Annotated in this window: 17 protein-coding genes; 15 read left to right on the top strand and 2 right to left on the bottom strand. The window is 67.1% G+C overall.

Translation table 11 applies throughout. From position 1 onward, the window contains the following. Window positions 1-281: 281 nt before the first annotated feature. The 5 genes from glpX to HZB53_21370 all read left to right on the top strand — a co-directional run bounded on the left by glpX (window position 282) and on the right by HZB53_21370 (window position 5,560). Window positions 282-1,277 (top strand): class II fructose-bisphosphatase, encoded by a 996-nt coding sequence (glpX, locus tag HZB53_21390; protein MBI5880213.1) that lies wholly within the window; start codon window positions 282-284, stop codon window positions 1,275-1,277. A gap of 101 nt (window positions 1,278-1,378) precedes the next feature. Next, window positions 1,379-2,449 (top strand): membrane dipeptidase, encoded by a 1,071-nt coding sequence (locus HZB53_21385; GenBank protein ID MBI5880212.1) that lies wholly within the window; start codon window positions 1,379-1,381, stop codon window positions 2,447-2,449. A 72-nt stretch (window positions 2,450-2,521) separates the two neighbouring features. Next, window positions 2,522-3,550, top strand: coding sequence for a phosphotransferase (locus HZB53_21380; protein ID MBI5880211.1), 1,029 nt, complete (start codon window positions 2,522-2,524; stop codon window positions 3,548-3,550). A gap of 2 nt (window positions 3,551-3,552) precedes the next feature. Continuing rightward, window positions 3,553-4,749, top strand: a complete 1,197-nt coding sequence (locus HZB53_21375; protein MBI5880210.1) for an MFS transporter — start codon at window positions 3,553-3,555, stop codon at window positions 4,747-4,749. Further along, on the top strand, window positions 4,736-5,560 hold the full coding sequence (locus tag HZB53_21370) for a class I SAM-dependent methyltransferase (protein ID MBI5880209.1): 825 nt from the start codon (window positions 4,736-4,738) through the stop codon (window positions 5,558-5,560). Before HZB53_21375 ends, HZB53_21370 begins: the two co-directional genes overlap by 14 nt. A gap of 68 nt (window positions 5,561-5,628) precedes the next feature. Here the strand turns inward: HZB53_21370 and HZB53_21365 are convergent, their stop codons facing one another. Both HZB53_21365 and HZB53_21360 read right to left on the bottom strand, forming a co-directional pair. Further along, window positions 5,629-7,533 carry a hypothetical protein gene (locus HZB53_21365; protein ID MBI5880208.1) on the bottom strand — a complete coding sequence of 635 codons (1,905 nt, stop codon included), beginning with the start codon at window positions 7,531-7,533 and terminating at the stop codon, window positions 5,629-5,631. A 13-nt stretch (window positions 7,534-7,546) separates the two neighbouring features. Then, complete coding sequence (locus HZB53_21360; protein ID MBI5880207.1) at window positions 7,547-8,869, bottom strand: ABC transporter substrate-binding protein; 1,323 nt, start codon at window positions 8,867-8,869, stop codon at window positions 7,547-7,549. A gap of 156 nt (window positions 8,870-9,025) precedes the next feature. Here HZB53_21360 and HZB53_21355 point away from each other — a divergent pair, with 156 nt between their 5' ends. The 10 genes from HZB53_21355 to HZB53_21310 all read left to right on the top strand — a co-directional run bounded on the left by HZB53_21355 (window position 9,026) and on the right by HZB53_21310 (window position 21,883). Further along, entirely contained in the window at window positions 9,026-9,460 is a 435-nt protein-coding gene (locus HZB53_21355; protein ID MBI5880206.1) for a hypothetical protein, read from the top strand. Then, on the top strand, window positions 9,457-10,617 hold the full coding sequence (locus HZB53_21350; GenBank protein ID MBI5880205.1) for an LCP family protein: 1,161 nt from the start codon (window positions 9,457-9,459) through the stop codon (window positions 10,615-10,617). The genes HZB53_21355 and HZB53_21350 overlap by 4 nt, the downstream gene beginning before the upstream one ends. 4 nt (window positions 10,618-10,621) lie before the next feature. Next, window positions 10,622-11,650 (top strand): molybdopterin-dependent oxidoreductase, encoded by a 1,029-nt coding sequence (locus tag HZB53_21345; GenBank protein MBI5880204.1) that lies wholly within the window; start codon window positions 10,622-10,624, stop codon window positions 11,648-11,650. Window positions 11,651-11,729: 79 nt separating this feature from the next. Continuing rightward, window positions 11,730-13,793 (top strand): VWA domain-containing protein, encoded by a 2,064-nt coding sequence (locus HZB53_21340; protein ID MBI5880203.1) that lies wholly within the window; start codon window positions 11,730-11,732, stop codon window positions 13,791-13,793. Between the two features lie 59 nt (window positions 13,794-13,852). After that, entirely contained in the window at window positions 13,853-15,259 is a 1,407-nt protein-coding gene (locus HZB53_21335) for a hypothetical protein (protein ID MBI5880202.1), read from the top strand. Between the two features lie 363 nt (window positions 15,260-15,622). Next, window positions 15,623-16,363: a glycerophosphodiester phosphodiesterase gene (locus tag HZB53_21330; protein MBI5880201.1), complete on the top strand. Its 741-nt coding sequence runs from the start codon at window positions 15,623-15,625 to the stop codon at window positions 16,361-16,363. Then, on the top strand, window positions 16,360-17,259 hold the full coding sequence (iolB, locus tag HZB53_21325) for a 5-deoxy-glucuronate isomerase (GenBank protein MBI5880200.1): 900 nt from the start codon (window positions 16,360-16,362) through the stop codon (window positions 17,257-17,259). Before HZB53_21330 ends, iolB begins: the two co-directional genes overlap by 4 nt. A 296-nt stretch (window positions 17,260-17,555) precedes the next feature. After that, window positions 17,556-18,569 (top strand): 5-dehydro-2-deoxygluconokinase, encoded by a 1,014-nt coding sequence (gene iolC / locus HZB53_21320; GenBank protein MBI5880199.1) that lies wholly within the window; start codon window positions 17,556-17,558, stop codon window positions 18,567-18,569. A 341-nt stretch (window positions 18,570-18,910) separates the two neighbouring features. Next, on the top strand, window positions 18,911-20,773 hold the full coding sequence (iolD, locus tag HZB53_21315; protein MBI5880198.1) for a 3D-(3,5/4)-trihydroxycyclohexane-1,2-dione acylhydrolase (decyclizing): 1,863 nt from the start codon (window positions 18,911-18,913) through the stop codon (window positions 20,771-20,773). Between the two features lie 177 nt (window positions 20,774-20,950). Continuing rightward, window positions 20,951-21,883 (top strand): TIM barrel protein, encoded by a 933-nt coding sequence (locus HZB53_21310; protein MBI5880197.1) that lies wholly within the window; start codon window positions 20,951-20,953, stop codon window positions 21,881-21,883. Window positions 21,884-22,040: the final 157 nt, after the last annotated feature.

Here is a 22,040-nt window from a genome sequence, read left to right as displayed (position 1 = left end):
CCCCGACCCCCTCCCAACGAAGTTGGGAGGGGGCGAGATTCTAAGGGGAGGTGCGCGGCGGCTGCGCCGCCGCGCACCTCCCCGTTAGCTTTTCCCCTTCTCCCCCGCGCGCGCGGGGGAGAAGGGGCCAGGGGATGAGGGGGCAACCTGGTGGACAGACTCCAAATTGAGAATTGCTGGTCCGTCGCGCAGGCATTTGCGGTCGAAATTTCTTTGTGTTATCATCGACTTGTTGTGCTCCATGCACAGCATCGCGAGTCCACTCTGACGAGGTAACATTCATGCCAGAAACTACAAGCCCCGACCGCAACCTGGCGATGGAACTGGTGCGCGCCACTGAATCGGCTGCTATGGCCGCGGCGCGCTGGATGGGCAAGGGCGACCGCAACGCCTGCGATAAGGCCGCCGTCGACGCCATGCGCCTGCTGCTTTCCACCGTCGATATGGATGGCATCGTGGTGATCGGTGAAGGCGAAAAAGATGAGGCGCCGATGCTTTACAACGGCGAGCGAATCGGCAACGGCAACGAGCCGCGCACCGATATCGCCGTGGACCCGATCGACGGCACGCGCCTGCTGGCGCTCGGCCTGCCGAACTCGGTCTCGGTCGTCGCGCTCTCGGAGCGCGGCTCGATGTATTCGCCGGGCCCGGTCGTGTACATGAACAAGATCGCGGTCGGCCCGGCCGCCGCCGACGCCATCGACATCGACGCGCCGGTGCGCGACAACCTGGAAAACATCGCGCGCGCCTACGGCAAGGATCTGGAAGAGCTGACCGTGACGGTGCTTGACCGCCCGCGCCATAACGAACTGATTGCGCAGATTCGCGCTGCCGGCGCGCGCCTGAAGCTGATCAGCGACGGCGACGTGGCCGGCGCGCTGCAGGCGTCGTCGCCCAATATGCCGGTTGACGTGCTGATGGGTATCGGCGGCTCGCCGGAGGCGGTCATCTCGGCCGCCGCCATCAAGTGCCTCGGCGGCAATATCCAGTGCAAGCTCTGGCCGCGCGACGAGTCCGAGCGCCGCCGCGCTCTCGATGCGGGGCTCGATCTCAAGCGCGTGCTCGGGATGAACGACCTGGTTCGCAGCGACAACGTCTTCTTCGCCATCACTGGCATCACCGACGGCGAACTGCTTGAGGGCGTGCGCTATCGCGGCGACTCGGTCAGCACCGATTCGCTGATCATGCGCTCGCGCTCCGGCACATTCCGGCGCGTCAAGGCCGAGCACAGCCTGCACAAGCTGATGAAGTTCAGCCAGATCGCATATGAAGGCTAGGCGCGCGGGCTGAGCCTGTCGAAGCCTGAGCCTGTCGAAGGATGCGTACAAAGGCTAATACCCACCAGCCCGCGCCTTCCGTGCGGGCGCCGGAGTCCATCATGATCATAGTCGACGCTCACGAAGACATCGCCTACAATGCGTTGGTCGGCGCGCGGGACTTCCGCACCAGCGTAGCCGACAAGCGCGCCGCCGACGGCGGCGACAGCGGCCAGGGCCGCGAGGGGCTGGCCACCGTCGGCCTGCCCGATCTGCTGGCCGGCGATGTCGCCGTCGTGTTCTCCACCATCTACGTCTCGCCGCGCTCGTCGGCGTTCGGCGGCGACCAGCGCATCGGTTACAGCACGCCGCAGGAAGCCGAGTCGATGGCGCGCGCGCAGATGGACTACTACCGGCGGCTGGCCGACGAGGATCCGCGCGTCAAGCTCATCGTGTCGCGCTCCGACCTCGACGCGCACCTCGCACACTGGCAGTCGTCCAGCCTGGACAAGCGCAGCGTCGGCCTGGTCACGCTGATGGAAGGCGCTGACCCGATCGTGAAGCCCGACGACATCAAGCGCTGGTTCGACGCCGGCGTGCGCGTGCTCGGCCTCTCGTGGAGCCAGACGCGCTATGCGGGCGGCACCCGCGCGCCCGGCGGACTGACCGACGACGGCCGCAAGCTGCTCAAGTTGATGAACGACTTGCCGATCATCTGGGACATCAGCCACCTGGCCGAAGAATCGTTCTGGCAGGGCATCGACATCTTCCACGGCCGCGTCATCGCGTCGCACTCCAACTGCCGCGCTTTCGTGCCGACCGACCGCCAGCTTACCGACGACATGATCCGCAAGCTGATCGAGCGCGAGGCCGTCATCGGCATCGTGCTGTATAACCGCTTCCTGAATCCCGACTGGGAGCCGGAGAAGGGCAAGCAGGCGGTCACCCTGCGCGAGGATGCGCTCAAGCACATTGACCACATCTGCCAGATCGCCGGCAGCGCCCGGCACGTCGGGTTCGGCAGCGACTTCGACGGCGGTTTCGGCATGCAGTCGATCCCCGCGGAGATGGACTCCGTGCGCGATTTCGGCAAGCTCGGCGACGCGCTCAAAGACGCCGGCTACAAGCAGGCCGACATCGACGGCATCCTGGGCGGCAACTGGCTGCGCGTGCTGAAGGAAAGCCTGCCGTAACCCAATCGGCATACACTGCAAAAGCAGAACCCGCCCGACCTCGGTGTGAGATCGGGCGGGTTCATTTATGTCATGATTCTTAACTCCGAGCCCGCCCTGCCCTGGTCTGCGCCTGGCTGGCGCGCCGAGGTCGACGACTGGATCGCCTCGGAAGCGGCGCGAGCCGGCCTGCCATTGATCGGCCCGGTCGACGAAGCCCGTCAGCGCGCCTGGTCGGTCATTCTGCGCGCGTCCACAGCGGCAGGTGATTTGTACTTCAAAGCCACACCGCCAGGCTACGCGCGCGAAGCGGCGTTGACCGACGCGTTGGTCCGCTGGCACCCTGCCTGTGTGCCCGGCCTCGTCGCCGCCGACCCGGCGCGCGGCTGGCTGCTCATGCGCGACGGGGGCACGACCCTGCGCCCGCTGATGAACGCGGACCGCGACATGCGCCGCTGGCACCGCGTGCTTGCCGATTACGCCGAGCTTCAGATCGCCATGGCCGAGCGTGTCCCCGACCTGCTCGCGCTCGGCACACTCGACCGGCGGCTTGCCGGTCTGCCGGCGCAGTTGCAGGCGCTGCTGCAAGAACCTGAGCTCATGCGCATCGACCAGCCTGACGGGTTGAGCGCCGACGAGGTCGCGCGCCTGCGCGCCGCCGTACCGCGCTACGCGGCGCTGTGCGATGAGTTGGCCGCCTGCGACTTGCCGGAAAGCATCGAGCACGGCGACTTTCACGACAACAACGTGTTCGTGGACGGCGACCGTTTCGCGTTTTTCGACTGGGGCGACGCCAGCGTGGCGCACCCGTTCTTCTCGCTGGTGGTCGTCTCGCGTGCCATCGGGCTGCGCCTCGGCGTCGCCACCAACAGTCCCGAGGTCGCGCGGGCGCGCGACGCCTATCTGGAACCGTGGACGCGCTTCGCGCCGCCGGCGCGCCTGCGCGCCGCCGCCGATCTGGCGCTGCGAGCCGGCACGCTCAACCGCGCGCTGACCTGGCAGCGGGCGCTGGCCGCCGTTCCCGCCGCACTGCGCGCCGGGAACGAAGATGCCGTCCCGGCCTGGCTGCGCGACGTGCTGGCCGCTACGGAAGCCGGCGCACCGCGCGAAGGCGCGTTCTGACCATGAACCAACCGTACCGCTGGCTCATACTCGCGCTGACGGTGGCGACCGCCGCGATCGTCGTCGCCGTGCCGGCCATGGCCGTGCCGGTGCTCTCGCGCGAAATCGCGAACGAGCTGCACATGGATCTCGTGCAGGTCGGGCTGCTGACGACCACCACCGCGCTGATGTCGATCGCGCTCAGCCTCGCGGCGGGCGCGATCGGCGACCGCTTTGGCGCTCGCAATACCATCGCGGCCGCCTGCTTTCTGGCCGCCATCACCGGCGCGCTGCGCGGCCTCTCCGACAGCTTCGCTGCGCTGATTGCCACCACGCTGCTGTTTGGGCTGGCCACGCCGCTCATCTCGATCAACCTGAGCAAGACCTGCGCGATCTGGTTCGCTGCGCGCGAGCGCGGCCGGGCCAACGGCGCGCTGTCGGCCGGCATGGCGCTCGGCTTTCTGCTTGGCTCGCTGCTGAGCGCGAGCGTCCTGTCGCCCCTGCTCGGCGGCTGGCGGCATGTGCTGTTTGCGCTGGGCGGCGCGGCCGCGCTGATTGGCCTGCTCTGGCTGGCGACCCGTCACCCGGAGGAAGGTCCGCACCTGCAGCGCATGCCGGCGCTGGCCGGGCTGGCGCAGGTCACGCGCATGCGGAACCTGTGGATCATGGCGCTCGGCGCGCTCGGTTACGGCGGCTGCGTCAATGCCGCGCTCGCCTACCTGCCGCTCTACCTGCGCGACATCGGCTGGAGCGGCCCCAACGCCGACCAGACCGTCGCGGCGTTCCATGCCGTCAGCCTGCTCGGCACCATTCCGATCGGCGTCCTCTCCGACCGGCTCGGCAAGCGGCGCGGCTTCCTGCTGCTCGGCGCAGGGCTCATGGCGGCCGGCACCGGCACACTCGCGGTCGCCGGCGGCGGGCTGATCGTTGCGGCCGTGCTCCTGGCCGGCGTCATGCGCGACGGCTTCATGACCGTGTACATGACCACCGTGATGGAGACCAAAGGCGTCGGCGCGGCGCTGACCGGCTCGGCCATCGGTTTCGTGCAGATGTTTTTCATGCTGGGCGGCGTTTTCTCTCCGCCGCTGGGCAACAGCCTGGTCGCGATCCACCCGGCCGCGCCATTCGTGTTCTGGGCCGCGCTGGCCGCGGCCGCCACCGCGGCATTCACTCTCGTCGACACACGCCAACTGGAGACGCACTCGCATGGAACTACTTGATCTGGTGCGGCGCGAGTCGCACGCGGCAGGCGGCTGGCTGAAGATCCCATGGAACGATCCCGCCTTCAGCCGCCGCATGCTGGCCGAGCACCTCTCGCAGTCGCACGACGGCGCCAGCCGGCGCTTCGACACGATTGACCGGCACGTCGAGTGGATTCACGCCGATCTGTTGCGCGGCCGCCCGTCGCGCGTGCTCGATCTGGGCTGCGGCCCCGGCCTGTACGCGAACCGCCTGGCCCAGCGCGGCCATTCGTGCACCGGCATCGACTTCTCGCCGGCGTCAATCATGTACGCCCGCGAGCGCGCTGCGGACATGCATCTGCCGGCTGTGTTCCAGCAGGCCGACATCCGCACCGCCGAATATGGATCAGGCTACGACCTGGTCATGCTCATCTACGGGGAGTTCAACGCGTTCGCGCGCAGCGATGCGGCGGCCATCGTGTCCAAAACGCGCGCGGCGCTGGCGAACGGGGGCACGCTTCTGCTTGAACTGTCCACGTTCGATTCGCTCCGCCAGCGCGGCGAGCGTCCGCCGTCGTGGTTCACGGCCGAGCGCGGCCTGTTTTCGGATATGCCGTACCTCTGCCTGAAGGAATCGGACTGGGACGCTGTGCGGGCGATCGCCACTGAGCGGTACTTTGTGATCGATCCCACCAACGCCTCCGTGACGCCCTACGCCGTGATGACACAAGCATATCAGGAGTCGGACTACCGGCAGTTGCTCAGTGAATGCGGGTTTTTCGGAGTCGAACGGCACCCCGCCTTCGGCGATATAACGTCTGCGGATTTTCTGGTGTTTACAGCCGCCTGACGCGTGGGCGAGGGAACGCAGGTCGCCTTGCGCTTGCCACGGCAACGCCAGGCAGGCCAATCGGCGGCCTAACGCACGACGAAATGCCCCAGGGCGTACGCCCCATCCCCCTCAAGCGCCTCGACCAGGACCGCGTCAAATCCATCGGTGGAGATGCCGGCGGGTAGCGGCAACACATAGCGCGTCAGCCCGCCTTTCGGCAGCGGTCGCGGACCAAGCACCAGGCTACCCAGCGCCCGCGCGCCGCGCATGAATGTGAGACGGTACTGGTCGTTGCTATCGAATGACAGGTCGATCTCCCGCTTACCGGTCTGGAGCGCGCCGAACGTCACCGTCACGGGAAATAGCCGGCGAAACACAATGTTGCCCGGCGCATCCCAGCGACTGCCCTCAGTGCGCACGGTGGTCAACGCCTCCGCCGCTAAGGTCAGCGAAGGCGCGGCCCCGTAGCCCTCTCGTTCGATCAGATTGTCATAGCGGCCGAGATTCATCTGCATTATGGCGTCCCAGCGACCCGGCGCGTCGAGCGGCGCGCGGGTAATCAACCGGATGGCGTCGTAGTATTCCTTAAGCCTGTCGTCACGGATGCGATTGTCCGATCCGCGAATACTGTCAAGGTATCCTTCCGGTAGTGTTCGCTCGAAGTGGCCGGCGCGCCAGTTCGGATTGATATTCGGCGGCAGACGCGCCAGCAACGGATCGCTCAGGCCGCATCGGTCCACAAAATGCACCCACGGCCCGGTATACAACCCGGTGTACCCCAGACCCCCGCACACTTCGCGCAGTTCCACAATATCGAGCGCGCCGGACGCATCCGGCCACGCCGGCAGATCGACAAATCGCTCGCGGCTGCCCGCTATCAGCCCCCAGCGCTGGAAATAGTACCCGCGCTCGTCGGCGATGCCGGCCAGGCTCAGCTTCTCATTGCTGTAACGGCTGTCGCTCATCAGCGGCGCGCCCGGCGACAGCAGGCTGACCGCCGCAACCGCCACCGCAAGCGCCGCGGACATGGAGCCACCGATCGCCGGCATACGCGCCAGGATCAGCACCGCGGCGAAGAGCGGCACGGCAAAGAACCGGCCGGACATGAAGTCGCCGCCGATCCGCGCCACATAGAGCAGGTAGATTCCAATGCCGAATGCCAGCCCGCGATTTACCATGTTCGATCGCAGACCGGAAACCACGGCCAGCGCAATCGCCAGCAGCGTGAGCGGATCGCGATCGAGCGAGTCGAGGAAGTAGTACCCGCCCTGGCGCACCAGATCCCAGCCGTCGACGTTGTTGCCCAGCTTGGCATACGCCGTGTTCGGAAATGGAAAGCCGTAATAGGCCAGCGAGAACGCTGTCCATACGATGGCCGGTGACGTGCCCAGCAGCGTCTGCCACGCCCCGCGCCGCCAGTCATGCCGCGACCGCCAGTAGGCCACAACCAGCAGCGGTGCGATGAGCAGGCCAAGGTCGGGACGCGTCAGGTAGATCAACGACGCGAGGAACACCAGCCATGCCAACTGCGGCGGCGCGTCATCGTCCCCGGTCATTCCATGCACAAACAGCGCCACGAGCAGGTACGCCAGCGGGTTCTCCAGCCCCGATCCGCTGTAGTCGACAAACGCCTTGGAGCCGATGAGGACGAGCGCGCAGACGACCGCCCACCCGGTCGCCACGCCGCGCCGGAGCGCCAGGACAAACGCCAGCAGCGCCAGCGCGAACGAAAGCGCAAAGGCCACCGCGAAGACATTACCAAGCACGGCGTTCGCCAGCGCCAGCAGCACGAACCAGAGCGGGTGCGTGAACGCCTGCACGCGCTCGGCGATGTTGTAGGTCGGCCCCCAGCCGTGCGCCGTATTCAGCACGACGCGCAGCGTAATCGCCGCGTCGTCGGAAATCCATGCCGTGCGCAGCAGCACCACGCCGTAGAGTATGATGAGCGCCATGCCGGTGAAATATGCGCCACTGTTGCGCGAACTATTCATAGACGGCCAGATCTCAGCGCATGGTACAGCCGGACTCGGCGGCCGGACGCGCCGCACGATCGGCCGGCACCACGCCGAGTACCTTCACGGTATCCCGCGGCTCGCGCACGTCCGCCGAAGGCTTGACCTGCCCCACCAGCATGTCGTGCTGAACCAGATGGTCCTCGGCACGAATCAAGCCGTTGCGGATAAACATATCGCTGAAGCGATAGTTTTCCAGCGCCTTGATGACCGCGTCCGGTTGGTCCGTCCCCGCGCGCCGCACGGCCTCCAGGTACTGCACCGCTGCCGAATAGGTCGCCGCTTGCGCGAACGTCGGCCGCGCGCCAGTGCGCTTCTGGAACCGGTCGGCCCAGTCGCGCGCCTCGCGATCCATCGCCCAGTACCACGGCGTGGCAAACACGGTGCCGGCCAGCACATCGGCCCCGGCAGACTGAATGTCGGTCTCCAGCAGCAGGCCCGCCACCAGCGTGATGCGCTGATCGCGCACCTTGAGTGCGTTGTACGCGCGCGCCACCGCACCCAGATCGGCTCCCGCCTGCATCACGCCGACGACGTCGGGATGATACGCGATCGTGCGACGCAGCCAGTCCGTGTAGTCGCCGGTCGGGTGCGGGAACGGCGCCGGATCCGACGCCAGCACCGTGCCGCCCGCCGACTCGATCGCTTTGCGGAACGCCGCTTCCATCTCCTGCCCGAAGCCGTACTTCGGGTAGATGATGTGCCAGCGTTTACCAAGGTTCTGCGCCGTCCACTGCGCGGCCGCATTGGCCAGTTGCGGAATGTCGTACGCGTAGTGAAAGGTGTACCGGTTGCACTCTTTGCCGGTCAGATCGGCCGTCGCCGCCGAAATGTTGATGTAGAGGCGGCGCTTGTCGGCGGCCAGCTTCATGATGCGCAGCGCCGCCGCCGACGTCGGCACGTCGAGAATCACATCGGCGCCGGATTTGTCGAACAACTCCTGCGCGCGCGCGGCCGCCTTGTCGGGGTCGTTCTGGTGATCGGCGCTGATGACCTCGACGGCGGCGCCGGTGCGCGACACGAACTCCTCGGCCGCCATCTGCGCCGCCTCCACGGCGTACCTGCCGCCAAAATCGGCGTAGATGCCGGACTGGTCGTTAAGGACCGCAATCACGATGGTCGCGCCGGGCAGTTTGCCGCCGCCGGGCGTGCCGGGATTGGCGGCCGGGGATAGCGAGGCATCGGTCGGGCGCGGGTTGCCGGCGGGCGCCGTGCCTGCCGGAGGCAAGGCCGTCCCGGCGGGCGCATCGGGCTCGCGCTCGCACGCGGACAGGCACAGCAGCAGGAATGCTAACAGGATCGTTCGTGGTGACATCGGCTGGTGTGCCGTTATTCTATGCCCCGTCGGCGCGCGCGACAAATCGACCGCCGGCAGGTCGCAGCGCGCTCACGCCGACGACAAGGCGAGAAATTCAAATCTCAGGCGCTTGTGCGCCGCCGCCACGCTTGCTATAATCGATTCAACTTCCCTATGTCGACCGTCTATCGATCCAGCGAATTCTTCCGCGCCCTGCCGGCGCACATCAAGCCGCTTCTGCCGCGCCCGCTGCGCGCTTTCGAGCAGCGCGTGCGCAACTGGATGCTGCAGGTCTACTACGACGACTTCACGGCGCACTATGAAGCGTCGGCGTATACGCGCCTCAACGCCTTCGAGATCGGCCTGCACTTCGAGCGGCGCGGCCGCGAGTTGAACGACGCTTTGATGCAGCACTTCACCCCGCACATGTTCGAGATCAAGCATGCGCTGGGCGACGGCGTGCATTTCGAGCGCTGGGACAAAGGTTGGAGCAAGATTTACGAGACCGTGCCGCTGGCACCTTACGATGAGGACTACCTGACGCGCGTGGCGGGGCGCATGGCCGCGCTGATCGCGTGCCTGCAGCCGATACTGGCGGAGACGGCGTGAGGAAGATAATCCTGCTGGCGGGCGGCGTGCTGCTGATCGCCGCTGGCGCGGCGCTGCTCGGCGCGGCCGTGCTCCTGATGATGGAAATACCGGTCAGCGCCCCGCGCGCCGGCGACTCGTTCGACGTGTCGGTCGCCACCTTTGATCCGGCCTCCATCCCGCCCCCGCAGACCGACGACGCCGACCCGGAGATGCTGCTGCCAACGCCAACAGCCACGCCCGCCACAACGGCAACACGCCCCAGCGGCACGCCGGCCGCGCGCGCTGCGACGCCGCAGCCGGCCGCCGCGACGGCCACCCCCACGCCGTCGCGCACACTCGCACCGGCCGGTACACCGCTGCCGCCCCTGCCCGGCACGCTCAACATCGTGCTGCTTGGCAGCGACCACCGCGCCGGGTCGACCGACTGGCGCACCGACACGATGATCGTCGTAATGATCGACCCGAAGAGCCAGCGCGTCGGCATCGTGAACGTCGCGCGCGATGTGCTGGTCAGCATCCCGGGCCGCTCACCCAATCGCGTCAACACACTGGACGAGTTTGGCGGGCCGCCGCTGGTCAAGCAGGTGCTCGGCAGCCTGCTCGGCATCACCATCGATTACTACGTGCGCGTCAACTTTGAAGGCATGGTCAAGGCGATCGATACCATCGGGCCGATCAATGTCGCCATCGACTGCGCGCTCGAAGAGCGCTACCCGGATGCCAGCAAGCCGGGCGGCGTGCGCGTGTTGAAGGTCGCGCCGCCGCGCGCGCGCATGGACGGCCAGATGGCGCTCGATTATTCACGCTCGCGCCTGAGCACCGGCATCTTCGACCGCATGCGCCGGCAGAACCGCGTCCTGCTCGGCGTGCGCGAACAGATGCTCTCGCCCGACATGTTCGCGCGCATCCCGCAGCTCTACCAGGCCGTGCAGCCGTACATCCAGACCGACCTGCCGCCCACGCTGATCCTGCCGCTGGCGCGCACCGCCGCCGAAACGAAGCTGAGCAACGTGCACGGCATGACGATCGATCTCAATCTCGCGCCGAGCGTGATCTCGCCGCAGGGCTGGTGGGTGATGTTACCGGACGTCAACAAGGTGCGCGCCGCGGTGCGCGGCGTATTCAGCGCCACCCCGCTGATGGATACCGTGAACCGCCCCGGCGGCTGCAATTAACGCTATGACCAACGACCGTCTTTCGCCCAATCAATCGCTGACGCTCAAGTTTCCCGTCGTCGGGGAGCGCGAGCCCGCGCCGTTCACGCCCGCCGAGTGGCGGCTGTCGGTGGACGGACTGGTGCGCACGCGGCTGCAACTGTCGCTCGAAGATTTTCTGCGCCTGCCTGCGGTCGAGCGCAGTTGGGACACCATCTGCGTGACCGGCTGGACGCACCTCGATCACCGCTGGACCGGCGTGCCGCTCTCGACGCTGCTCAACCAGGCCGGCCCGTTGCGCGATGCGCGATTCGTGCGCTTCGCCGCCTACTCGCGCCGCAAGCACGACACCTCCCTGCCGCTCGACTATGCGCTGGAGCACGTCATCCTCGCGCATGCGGTGGACGGCGCGCCGCTGGATCGCGCGCACGGGGGCCCGGTGCGTTCGGTCTGCCACGGCAAATATTTCTACAAGAGCCTGAAGTGGCTCAGGCAGATCGAGTTGCTGGCCGAAGACCGGCTCGGCTTCTGGGAGCGCACCTCGGCCTACCACAACCACGCCGACCCGTGGGCCGAGGAGCGCTACGACCCCCGGCCCATGGATGGCGCCGAGTTCGCGCGCCGCATAGCGGCGAAGGATTTCTCGGACTGCGCGGCGATCATGGACGATAAGTTCGCGCAATGGCGCGGCGTCGATTTGAGCGGCCTCAACCTGCGCGGCGCGCAGATCAAGGCCTGTGAGCTGAGCGGCGCGCTGCTGCGCGGGGCCGACGCCCGCAGCGCGAACTTCACGCGCAGCACGTTCACCGGCGCCGACCTGCGCGACGCCGACCTGTCGAACGCCGATCTTGAAGGCGCGGATCTGCGCGGCGCAGATTTGCGCGGGGCCGATCTGCGCGGCGCGTTCCTGACTGTGGCGCAGTTTGCGCACCTGTACCGCCCCGCGCGGGTGGACGGCGCGCACTTTCGCCGTGTCGACATCGAGAACGAGGGGCTGGACGACGCCGAGCGTCGCTTTCTGCTCGATCCGGCACAGGGCGCGCTAATCGAATGACCGGCGCCAGCACGCGAAGCGACGCCGTCAACTCGACCGCGCGGGCACGCATGGGCGCCAATGAGCGCGGATAACCAGTATGGCAACACAAACACGCCTTAACGACAGCATCGACGCCTACCAAATTATCGAAGTCGCCGCGCGCGGGGACCGTTCACTCTTCCTGGCGATTCGCAACCAGGTCGAAGGCTTCTACTGGCTGCTCGAATCGGATACACCATTCGACGGAGCGCCGGACGCGCTAGACGGTGCGTTGTTTGATGCGGGCGAGCGACACTACTTCGCCTTTGAAGTCAGTGCGCCATCCCTCGCTACCCTGCTCAACCTGACGCCGCGGCTGGACCCCGCGTTCGTCGGCTGGCGATGGGTCCGGCTGGTCGATTCGCTCGGGACCATGCATCGTACCGGTCAGACGCTGAGTCGCCCGCAGCCACTCTCGCTCAGCAGCCTGCGCTTCACCCGCGCCTCACACCTCACCCTCGCAATGGACGCCCGGCCGGACGGAAACGCCGACCAGTTCGTCGCACCCGAAGCACGCACGGGCACACCCACGCCACCGGCAGACGTCTACACGCTGAGCGCGCTGCTGTGGGCAGTAATCGGCGATGTCGACGCCAACCGAAGCCTGGCCACCGTGCTGGCCAAGGCAACCGCAACCGATCCGCTGGCCCGGCCAGCCGATGGGCATGCGCTGGCACAGGCACTCAAGAAAGCCCTGCCGCGCCGCGCCGTGGGCGACCTGGGTGACGAGCCGGTTGCGGCGGAGCGTAACCCGGACCGCACCGTGTTCGGAATGCTCGACGGCATCATCATGGCGCTCGGCCCGGTGGCCGCCTTTGGCATCCTGGTGGCCGGGCTCCTGCTGTTCCGCGACCGCGTGCCCGGCCTCGACCTGTCGCGCCTGCCTTTCTTCGGTTCCGATAGCGGCGCCGATGCCTCCAGCGGCGGCCGCCCGCGCGCACGCGGCACCCCGGTGCCGTTGCCGGCCGGACCGCTGGCTTTCGGCGACTACAAGGTCGAGCTCGACGCGCCGTGCAGCGTGCGCCTCGAATCGGCATTGACCAAAGGGGGCGCGCCGCTGCCCAATGGCGCGGCCGTCGATTTTGACGTGTGGCTGAACGGCCGGCCGATGAGCGGCGTCGTCGTGGCCCCGTCGAGCGAGATCAACAGCAGTCAATGGTCCCTGGCGTTCAGCGCGCCCGGTTTCTGCCCCGGCGGCGGCGCCATCCGCGTGCGCGCCCGGGCCGGCGACGGCGAGAGCGAGCTCTCGGTCTGCGAGTTCGGCCAGCCGTCCGATGCGGTCGGCGTCGTGTCGCTTCAGAACCTCACCATCGTCGGCGCGCAGGTGGATACCACCTCGTTCCCTGCGCTAACGGCCTACTTTACTGCGATCAACGCCGACAGCGCCGGCACCCGCCTGCACGGCTCGTTCCGCTGCAGCCTGGCGATCGACGGCGCGCCGGTGAATAGCTTCACGCTGAGTGCGGTCGATAGCCAGGCGTCGCCCGTCACCGTCGCACTCGCCATGGATGTCAGCGGCAGTATGCGCGGCGCGCCGCTGCTCAACGCCAAAGCCGCCGCCGGCGAGTTCGTCCGGCAGATCGGCGCGGGCAGCGCCATCTGCCTCTACAGCTTCTCCACTACAGTCAAGCGGCTGACCACCTGCACGACCGAGCGGGCGGTGGTGCTCGCCGCCCTCGACGGGCTGATCGCCGACGGCAATACCGCGCTGCGCGACGTGATCATCAGCATCGCCGCGAACCAGCGTCAACTCGGCGGGCGCCAGGCCGTGATCGTGCTGACCGACGGCGCCGACACCGCCAGCCGCGCGTCACTATCGGATATGCTGGCACAAGTGCAGCAGCTCAACGTGCCGATCTACACGATCGGACTGATCAACCCGGATTTGACGCCGGATGTCCTGCGCCAGATCTCCGGGCGCACTGGCGGTGGGTACCTGGAGACGCCCGACGCGGCTTCGCTCAAAGACCTGTACGAGAAAGTGCGCGGGCAACTGGCGACGCAGTATCAGGTCCGCTTCGACTCGCCGGCGCCGGACCGCAAGAACGGCTCATTCACCTTCCGCGTCATGGACCGCGAGCGCTCGATCGAACTGACGCGCGATTATACCTCCGCGCCGTAAACGGCGCGCGCCAGGCAGCCAACCACAATGCCCGACCGGGCTATCCGCGGTGAGCGAGCATGAAACCAACCAAGATCGTCGTCGTGGGCGCGGGCAGCGCCAATTTCGGGCAGAATGCGCTGGCAACGCTGATCCGCAGCGAACGACTGCACGGCAGCACGCTGGCGCTGGTAGACATCAACGCGCAGGGACTGGCGCTGATCGCGCGGCTGGCGGCGCGCATGAATCGCGAGTGGGACGCGGGCATGACGATCGAGTACTCGACCGACCTGGCGGCGATGCTCGACGGCGCGGCGTTTGTGATCGTCTCGATCGAGGTGCCGCCGCGCGAGAAGCTCTGGCGGCTCGACTGGGAGATTCCCGGACGCCACGGCGCGTACCAGCCGTATGGCGAGAACGGCGGCGCGGGCGGCTTCGCGCACGCGGCGCGCAATATACCGCCGGTCATGCGCATCGCGCGGCAGATGGAGACGCACTGCCCCGACGCGTGGATGATCCTGTTCAGCAACCCCCTGCCCCGTCTGGTGCGCGCCGTGACCCGCTACTCGCGCATCAAGACAGTCGGCCTGTGCCACCAGTTGAAGCGCGCCTACCTGATGGCTGGCTGGGCGCTGGCCGACGAGCTCGGGCTGTCCGTCCCCGCCGATCTCTCCCTGCGGCCCGCGCCGTCGGCATCGGCCGCGCGCGCCGCCTTCACCGAGCAAGCGTATGAATTGCTCGACATCAAGGCGGCCGGGCTCAACCACTTCACCTGGATGCTGTCGCTGCACCACAAGCAGACCGGCGAGGACCTCTACCCGCTGTTCAAGGAGCAACTGCGCAAACTACCCGCGCGCGTCGCGCCGCTGACACGCGAACTCGCCGACATATTCGGCCTGCTGCCGGTGCCGGGCGACGAGCACCTTTCGGAGTATCTGCCGTGGCTGCACGAGCCGGTCAAGAAGCCGTGGGAGAAGTACGGCATCGAGCTCTACGCCTGGGACGAGGCCGAGGCGAGCCGCGGCACGCTGTGGGGCGAGATCGAGGCGATGGCCGCGGGCACGCGAAGCATCGACGCGCTGCGCAGCGTCATCACAGAGGGCGCAGCCGAGGTCATCGAGGGCATCGCCGCGAACCTGAACCTCTACCAACAGGCGGTGAACATTCCGAACGAGGGCTACATTCCGAACCTGCCGGCCGGTGCAATCGTCGAGGTGCCGGCCAGCGTCAATGCCGGCGGCGTGCGCGGCCTGTCGATGGGCGCTCTGCCGGAGCCGATCGCCGAACTGTTGCGCCGCGAGACGGCGCTGGTCGATCTGGTCGTCGAGGCGGCCTGCACCGGCAGCCGCGCAGTCGCCCTGCAGGCGTTGCTGCTCGACCCGACGATCAACGACATCGACACCGCGCGCCACATCCTGGACGACTACCTGACCACCCACGCCGCGCACCTGTCACAGTTCACCGACGACAGGGAAGCCCCCCGCTAGCGTGGTTTGCAGAACTATCGAGCACGCCGTCACCGGCTCAACGATGTAGTGACGGTCGAGGTGTCGCACCCATTGGGGTGTCAGAGACCTGTCCCTACCCATTTGTCCATCACGTATCGCCGCGTCAGATTGATACGCGAGCCGCATCAGGCGCCCTCCTTTCGCGGACATGTCGTCGCATGTTGGCTCTACCGCATTGCTCCAAAAGCGCACTGTCTTTACGCAGCACCCCTCGTATGCCTGATCCCCGACCCCTGATCCCTGATCCCTGTTCCCTGTTCCCCGATCCCCCATTTCCGACTTGCAAAGCTCCACGGCGGATGTACAATCGACTCAGGGTCAATAACCGCCGGATCAGCCCTCATGCCTCAACCCTACCGCATCGTCGCGCACCGTGGCGCATCGGCCGTCGAGCCTGAAAACACCTTACGCGCCTACCGCCGCGCTATCGAGCTCGGCGCCGACATGGGCGAGATCGATCTGCACCTGAGCCGCGACGGCCACCTGGTCGTGATGCACGGCGCGACCGTCGAGCAGACGACCAACGGCCGCGGCGCGATCAAAGATCTGACGCTCGCCGAGTTGAAGCAACTCGACGCCGGGCGCGGCGAGCGCATCCCGACCCTGCCGGAGGTCATCGACCTAGTGCGCGGCCGCAACGGCGTCTACATTGAGCTCAAAGGCGACGGCACGCCGGGGCCGCTCGTCGACTGCCTGCGCGCCAACAAGATGAGCGACGCGCGCGAGGTCATCGTCGGCTCGTTCCAGCCCGCGCTTGTGCGCCAAACGAAGGAACTCGCGCCCGAGTTGATCGTCTCCCTGCTGGTCGGCCCGGTCTTCCCGGCCAGCGACCTTATTGCGATGTGCCGCGCCGCCCGCGCCGACATGGTACACCTCTGCTGGGAGGCGCGCGCACCGCAACCGCACACACTGCTGACGCCCGACCTGCTGTTCGCATTGCGCGCCGCCGGGCTCGGCATCGTGCTCTGGCACGAGGAGCGCGACGACGAGTTACGCGCCCTGCACACGCTCGACGTCGACGCCATCTGCACCAACACACCGGACAAGCTCTTCCAGTTACAGCACCCCGACAGGACGCTATGACACCACACACACAGTACACCAGCGAGAACATCCTCGTGCGGCCGCGGTCATCCGCCGCCGACCCGGACCTGATCACGAGCGTGACGCCGGCGCAGGCCGGCTGGGAGTATATCTCGTTCCAGGCGCGGCGGTTGGCGGCCGGCAAGTTGTGGTCGTTCCAAAGCGGCGAGAACGAACTGGCGGTCGTCGACCTGTGCGGCACGTTCGGCGTCACGTCGGACCGCGGCAACTGGCCCACGGTCGGCGGCCGCCGCGATGTGTTCGCCGGGCCGGCGCACGTGCTCTACCTGCCGCGCCGCACGTCGTTTACGATCACCGCACAGACCGACTGCGAGTACGCCGTGACCTGGGTGCCGACCGACCAGGACCACGCGCCGTACCTGACGAAGCCGGCCGACATGCCGGTCTCGGTCCGCGGCGGCGACAACGTCAGCCGCCAGATCAACGATATCCTGCGCCCCGGCTCACCGGTGCACCGACTCGTGCTGGTCGAAGTCTACACGCCGAGCGGCAACTGGAGCAGTTACCCGCCGCACAAGCACGACGTGCATCGCGTGGACGCCGACGGCACGCTGATCGAGGCCGACCTGGAGGAGGTCTACTTCTACAAGTTCGACCGCCCCGAGGGCTTCGCCTACCAGCGCGTGTATACCGACGCGCACTCGCCCCTGCACCAGGCCGGCTACCCGATCGACGCGCTGGCGCGCCCGACGAACAACTGCGCCGTGCTGGTGCCCGAGGGCTACCACCCGGTCGTCGCCGCACCGGGCTGCACGGCGTACTACCTGAACGTGCTGGCCGGCAGCGCGCAGAGTCTCGCCAACGTGGACGATCCGGCTTTCACATGGGTGAAGCACAACTACAAGGGCATCGATCCGCGCCTGCCGCTGTATTGAGAATCGGGCAGACCTCACAGGTCGACATGACTTCGGATACTGTTTCAAGTTGGCCGCGTCCTAAACTGTCATGTACGTCCTGTGCACGGCGCAGAGCGGCGGGCACAGGATGAAGCGCGCAGGCAAGACCACATTCCTGAAAGCCTGCCACGCGCGCGAAACATCTGAACTGTTGCATTGTAGATGCTTCGCGCGCGCAGCGCGTCGTAGGCCGAAAGCTCGACCTTCGCGCTCAGCATGACAAGATAGGACTGAACCGCTTGAATCAGTATGAGATCTCGACATAGGACTACGACATGGTCACCGTCACCTACGACACCCTGCACATGGGCCGCTCCGGCCTCGACCTGTACGCCAACGATGTCGGCGCGCCGTTCGTCGACATCAAGAGCTTCGCCGCGTACGTCGGCGGCTCGCCGACCAACATCTGCGTCGGCGCCAACCGGCTCGGCCTCAAGTCCACCCTGCTGACCGCCGTCGGCGCCGACCCGGTCGGCGATTTCATCCTGAACTTCCTGAACAAGGAGGGGATCGAGACGCGCTTCATCCCGCGCAAGCCCGGCCACCGCACGTCGGCCGTGGTGCTCGGCATCGAGCCGCCCGACAAGTTCCCGCTCGTCTTCTACCGCGAAAACTGCGCCGACCTGCAGTTGACGATCGACGACGCGTTGGCCGCGCCGGTGACCGCCTGCCGCGTCTTCCAGTTCGCCGGCACCAACCTCAGCAAGGAGCCGAGCCGCAGCGCGACGCTCTTCGCCGCCGAATCGGCGCGGCGGGCCGGCGCGAAAGTCGTGCTCGACGTCGACTTTCGCCCCGACCAATGGCACGACGCGCGCGCGTTCGGCGTGGCCGTCCGCTCGGCGCTGCGCTCAGTCGACATCGTGATCGGCACGATCGACGAGATCAACGCCGCCCTGCTGGCCGACCCGCGCCAAATCGAGGTAACCGACAGCCAGGTCTCCGACGCGCACGTGCATGGTGACACGGCGGGCGCCATTCAGGCGCTGCTCGCGTTCGGCCCGCAGGTCGTGGTCGAGAAGCGCGGCTCCGAAGGCGCGCGTGTGCACCTGGCCGGCGGCGAGGCAATCGACGCGCCCGGCTACCCGGTCGAGGTGTATAACATCCTCGGCGCAGGCGACGCGTTCGGCGCGGGCTTCCTGTACGGCGTGGTCAAGGGCTGGGACTGGCGCAAAGCCGCCCGGCTCGGCAACGCGTGCGGCGCGATCGTCGTGACCAAGCACGGCTGCGCCAACTTCATGCCGACCTATGACGAAGCAATGGCGTTCGTCTCGACCCGCGGAGGGCTGTAATTCGAGGGTCTCTTCGCCAAACAAAAGCCGATCTAACTTTCAACGTGATTCTGGTCCACATCGTCAGGCAGGATGGACAGAGTTCGTCTGGGACTTCCCCTCCCCCCCGGCCTCCTCCCCGCTTCGCGTGGAGGAGGAGAAACAAAAGGGGATTGGCGCGGCGGCTACGCCGCCGCGCCAATCCCCAAACAATCTTCCCCTTCTCTCCGCCTTGTGCGGGGAGAAGGGGTCAGGGGATGAGGGGCGACCGAAAAGTTATTCCCAGTGTCCGGCAGACGTATTGCCAGATACCAGATGAGATTAATAGTGGCCGCAATAGAAAGGTATGGTAGGTGCAGCCAATGAACGAGACGATTCGCATGACGATGGCGCAAGCCGTCATCCGCTTCCTCAAGAACCAGTATAGTGAGCGCGACGGCCGCGAGCAGGCGTTCTTCGCCGGCTGTTTCGGCATCTTCGGGCACGGCAACGTCGGCGGCATCGGCCAGGCGCTGCAGGCCAACCCCGACTTCCGCTACTACCAGACGCGCAACGAGCAGGCGATGGTGCACACCGCGAGCGCCTTCACCAAGATGCACAACCGCCTGCGCGCCTTCGCCTGCACGACGTCGATCGGCCCCGGCGCGACAAACATGCTTACCGGCGCGGCGACCGCCACCGTGAACCGCCTGCCGGTGCTGCTGCTGCCCGGCGATATCTTTGCTCGGCGCAACGTCGCCCCGGTCTTGCAGCAACTCGAATCGGGCGCGAGCCAGGACATCTCGGTCAACGACGCCTTCAAGCCGGTCTCGCGCTACTGGGACCGCATCAACCGCCCGGAGCAGATCATCACCGCCCTGCCCGAGGCGATGCGCGTGCTCACCTCGCCCGCCGAGACCGGCGCGGTGACGCTCGCCCTGCCGCAGGATGTGCAGGCCGAGGCGTATGACTACCCGGCTGCGCTGTTCGCGAAGCGCGTCTGGACCGTGGCGCGGCCGCGCCCCGATGCCGCGCTCATGCAGCGCGCCGTGCAGTGGATCCGCGCCAGCCATGCCCCGCTGATCGTCGCGGGCGGCGGCGTGCTGTACAGCGACGCCAGCGACGCGCTCCAGCGCTTCGCCGAGCAGACCGGCATCCCGGTCGGCGAAACGCAGGCCGGCAAGGGTGCGCTGCGCTACGATCACCCACTCGCGCTCGGCGCCATCGGCGCGACCGGCACACCCGGCGCCAACATCATGGCGCGCGAGGCCGACCTGGTCATCGGCATCGGCACGCGCTACTCCGACTTCACGACGGCGTCCAAGACGGCGTTCCAGCACCCGGACGTGCGCTTCATCAACATCAACGTCGCGGAGTTCGACGCCTTCAAGCACGCCGCCCTGCCGCTGACCGGCGACGCCCGCGCCACACTGGATGAACTGGCCGCCGCGCTCGGCGACTTCCGCACCGCCGAGGCGTACCGCGCCCGCGCCGCGCAGTTCAACCGCGAGTGGGATGCCGAGGTGGAGCGTATCTACAACCTGGAGCACGGCCCGCTGATCAGCCAGGGCGAGGTGGTCGGCGCGGTCAACCACTGGTGCCGCGAGCGCGACGTGGTCGTCGGCGCGGCGGGCAGCCTGCCCGGCGACCTGCACAAGCTCTGGCGCGCGCGCGACCCGAAGGGTTACCATCTGGAGTACGGCTACTCGTGCATGGGCTACGAGATCGCCGGCGGCCTTGGCGTGAAGCTGGCCGCGCCGGAGCGCGAAGTTGTCGTGATGATCGGCGACGGCTCGTACCTGATGCTGGCGCACGAGATCGTCACCTCTCTGCAGGAAGGGATCAAGCTCGTGATCGTCTTGCTGGACAACCACGGCTACGCCAGCATCGGCGGCTTGTCGCAGTCGCTCGGCAGCGGCGGCTTCGGCACGCGCACCAACTATCGCGCCGCGGACGGCCAGTTACACGGCGCGCCGGTGCCGGTCGACTTCGCGGCCAACGCGCGTAGCCTCGGCGCGCATGTGATCGAGGCGCGCGACTTGGCGTCGCTGAAAGCCGCGCTGGAGGAAGCGCGCGGGCAGACGCGCACGACCGTTGTCGTGATCGAGACCGACCGTGAGCAGCGCGTCGGCGGCTACGAGTCATGGTGGGACGTGGTGGTCGCCGAGGTATCGGACGATGCGAACGTGCAGGCGAAGCGCGCCGTGTACGAAACGGCGCTCAAGAAGGAACGGTACTATCTCTAACGCAACTGCTCACCGTCATTTCGAAGGCACGGAATGCCTGAGAAACCCTTCCCTCGCCACGCCGGCAGGATTTCTCAGCCGCTACGCGGCTTCGAAATGACATAACGGCTCACGGGCATTTCGTGATACTGTCCGACGGGCCGTGGCAGTTACTCTCTAACAATTGGAGCAACCACTATGCCAACGATTCATGTGGGTAACGCGCCCTGTTCCTGGGGCGTTGTCGGCGTGCCGGCGCCTCCCGGCGAGACGGCTGGCTACGTGCGCATGCTGGACGAGTTGTCGAGCACCGGCTACACCGGCACCGAGCTGGGCGACTGGGGCTTCATGCCCACCGCCCCGAAGCAGTTGCGCGCCGAACTGGACAAGCGTAACCTGACGATGGTTGGTACGTTCGTGGGTATTGCGTTTGCGGACCCGGCCGCGGTCGAGCCCGGCGAGGCCGCCGCGCTCCGGGTCGCGCGCCTGCTGGCCGCCGTTTCGGAGAAGCAGACGCACAAGCCGTTCATCAACCTGGCCGACGCCAACGTGACCGACCCAGTCCGCACGCTCAACGCCGGGCGCGTCACACCGGCGATGGGCCTGAGCGCCGCACAGTGGGACCGCTACGTCGCCGGGGTCGAACGCGTTGCGCGCGCCATCGTCGCCGAGACCGGCCTGCCGGTGCTGTTCCACCCGCACTGCGCCGGCTTCGTCGAGACGCCCGACGAGATCGACCAACTGCTGAAGCGCACCGACCCGGCCGTGCTGAACATCGTGTTCGACACCGGGCACTACGCCTACGGCGCGCAGGCGCAGGACAGCCGCGCGGTGCTGGCGGCGATGGACCGCTACGCCGGCCGTATCAAGTTCATGCACTTCAAGGACTGTCAGCCGAACGTGGCCGAAGCGTTGCGCCGCGAGAAGCTCGACTACAACGACGCGATCGCGCGCGGCGTGTTCTGCGAGCTTGGCAAAGGCATGATCGACTTCCCCGCCGTGCTCAACTGGCTGCGCCAGCGCCAGTATGATGGCTGGGTGCTCGTCGAGCAGGACGTCCTGCCCGGCATGGGCACGCCAAAGGACAGCGCACAGCGCAACCGCGATTACCTGAGGTCGATCGGGCTGTAGCAAGGCGTTTGGAACACTAAAGCCACGAAACGACGCGAAGGGCACGAAAGGGGTGCCGCACGCTGCGGCCTGCTCCTTTCGTGAATTTTAGCGACTCTCGCGTTCCAAAGTCTCTCATGTTCCAGACACCCGCCACAGCTATGCCACCTGAGGGAGA

The organism is Chloroflexota bacterium (assembly GCA_016235055.1).
GTDB lineage: Bacteria > Chloroflexota > Anaerolineae > JACRMK01 > JACRMK01 > JACRMK01.
This window is presented reverse-complemented; position numbering and strand designations above follow the sequence as displayed.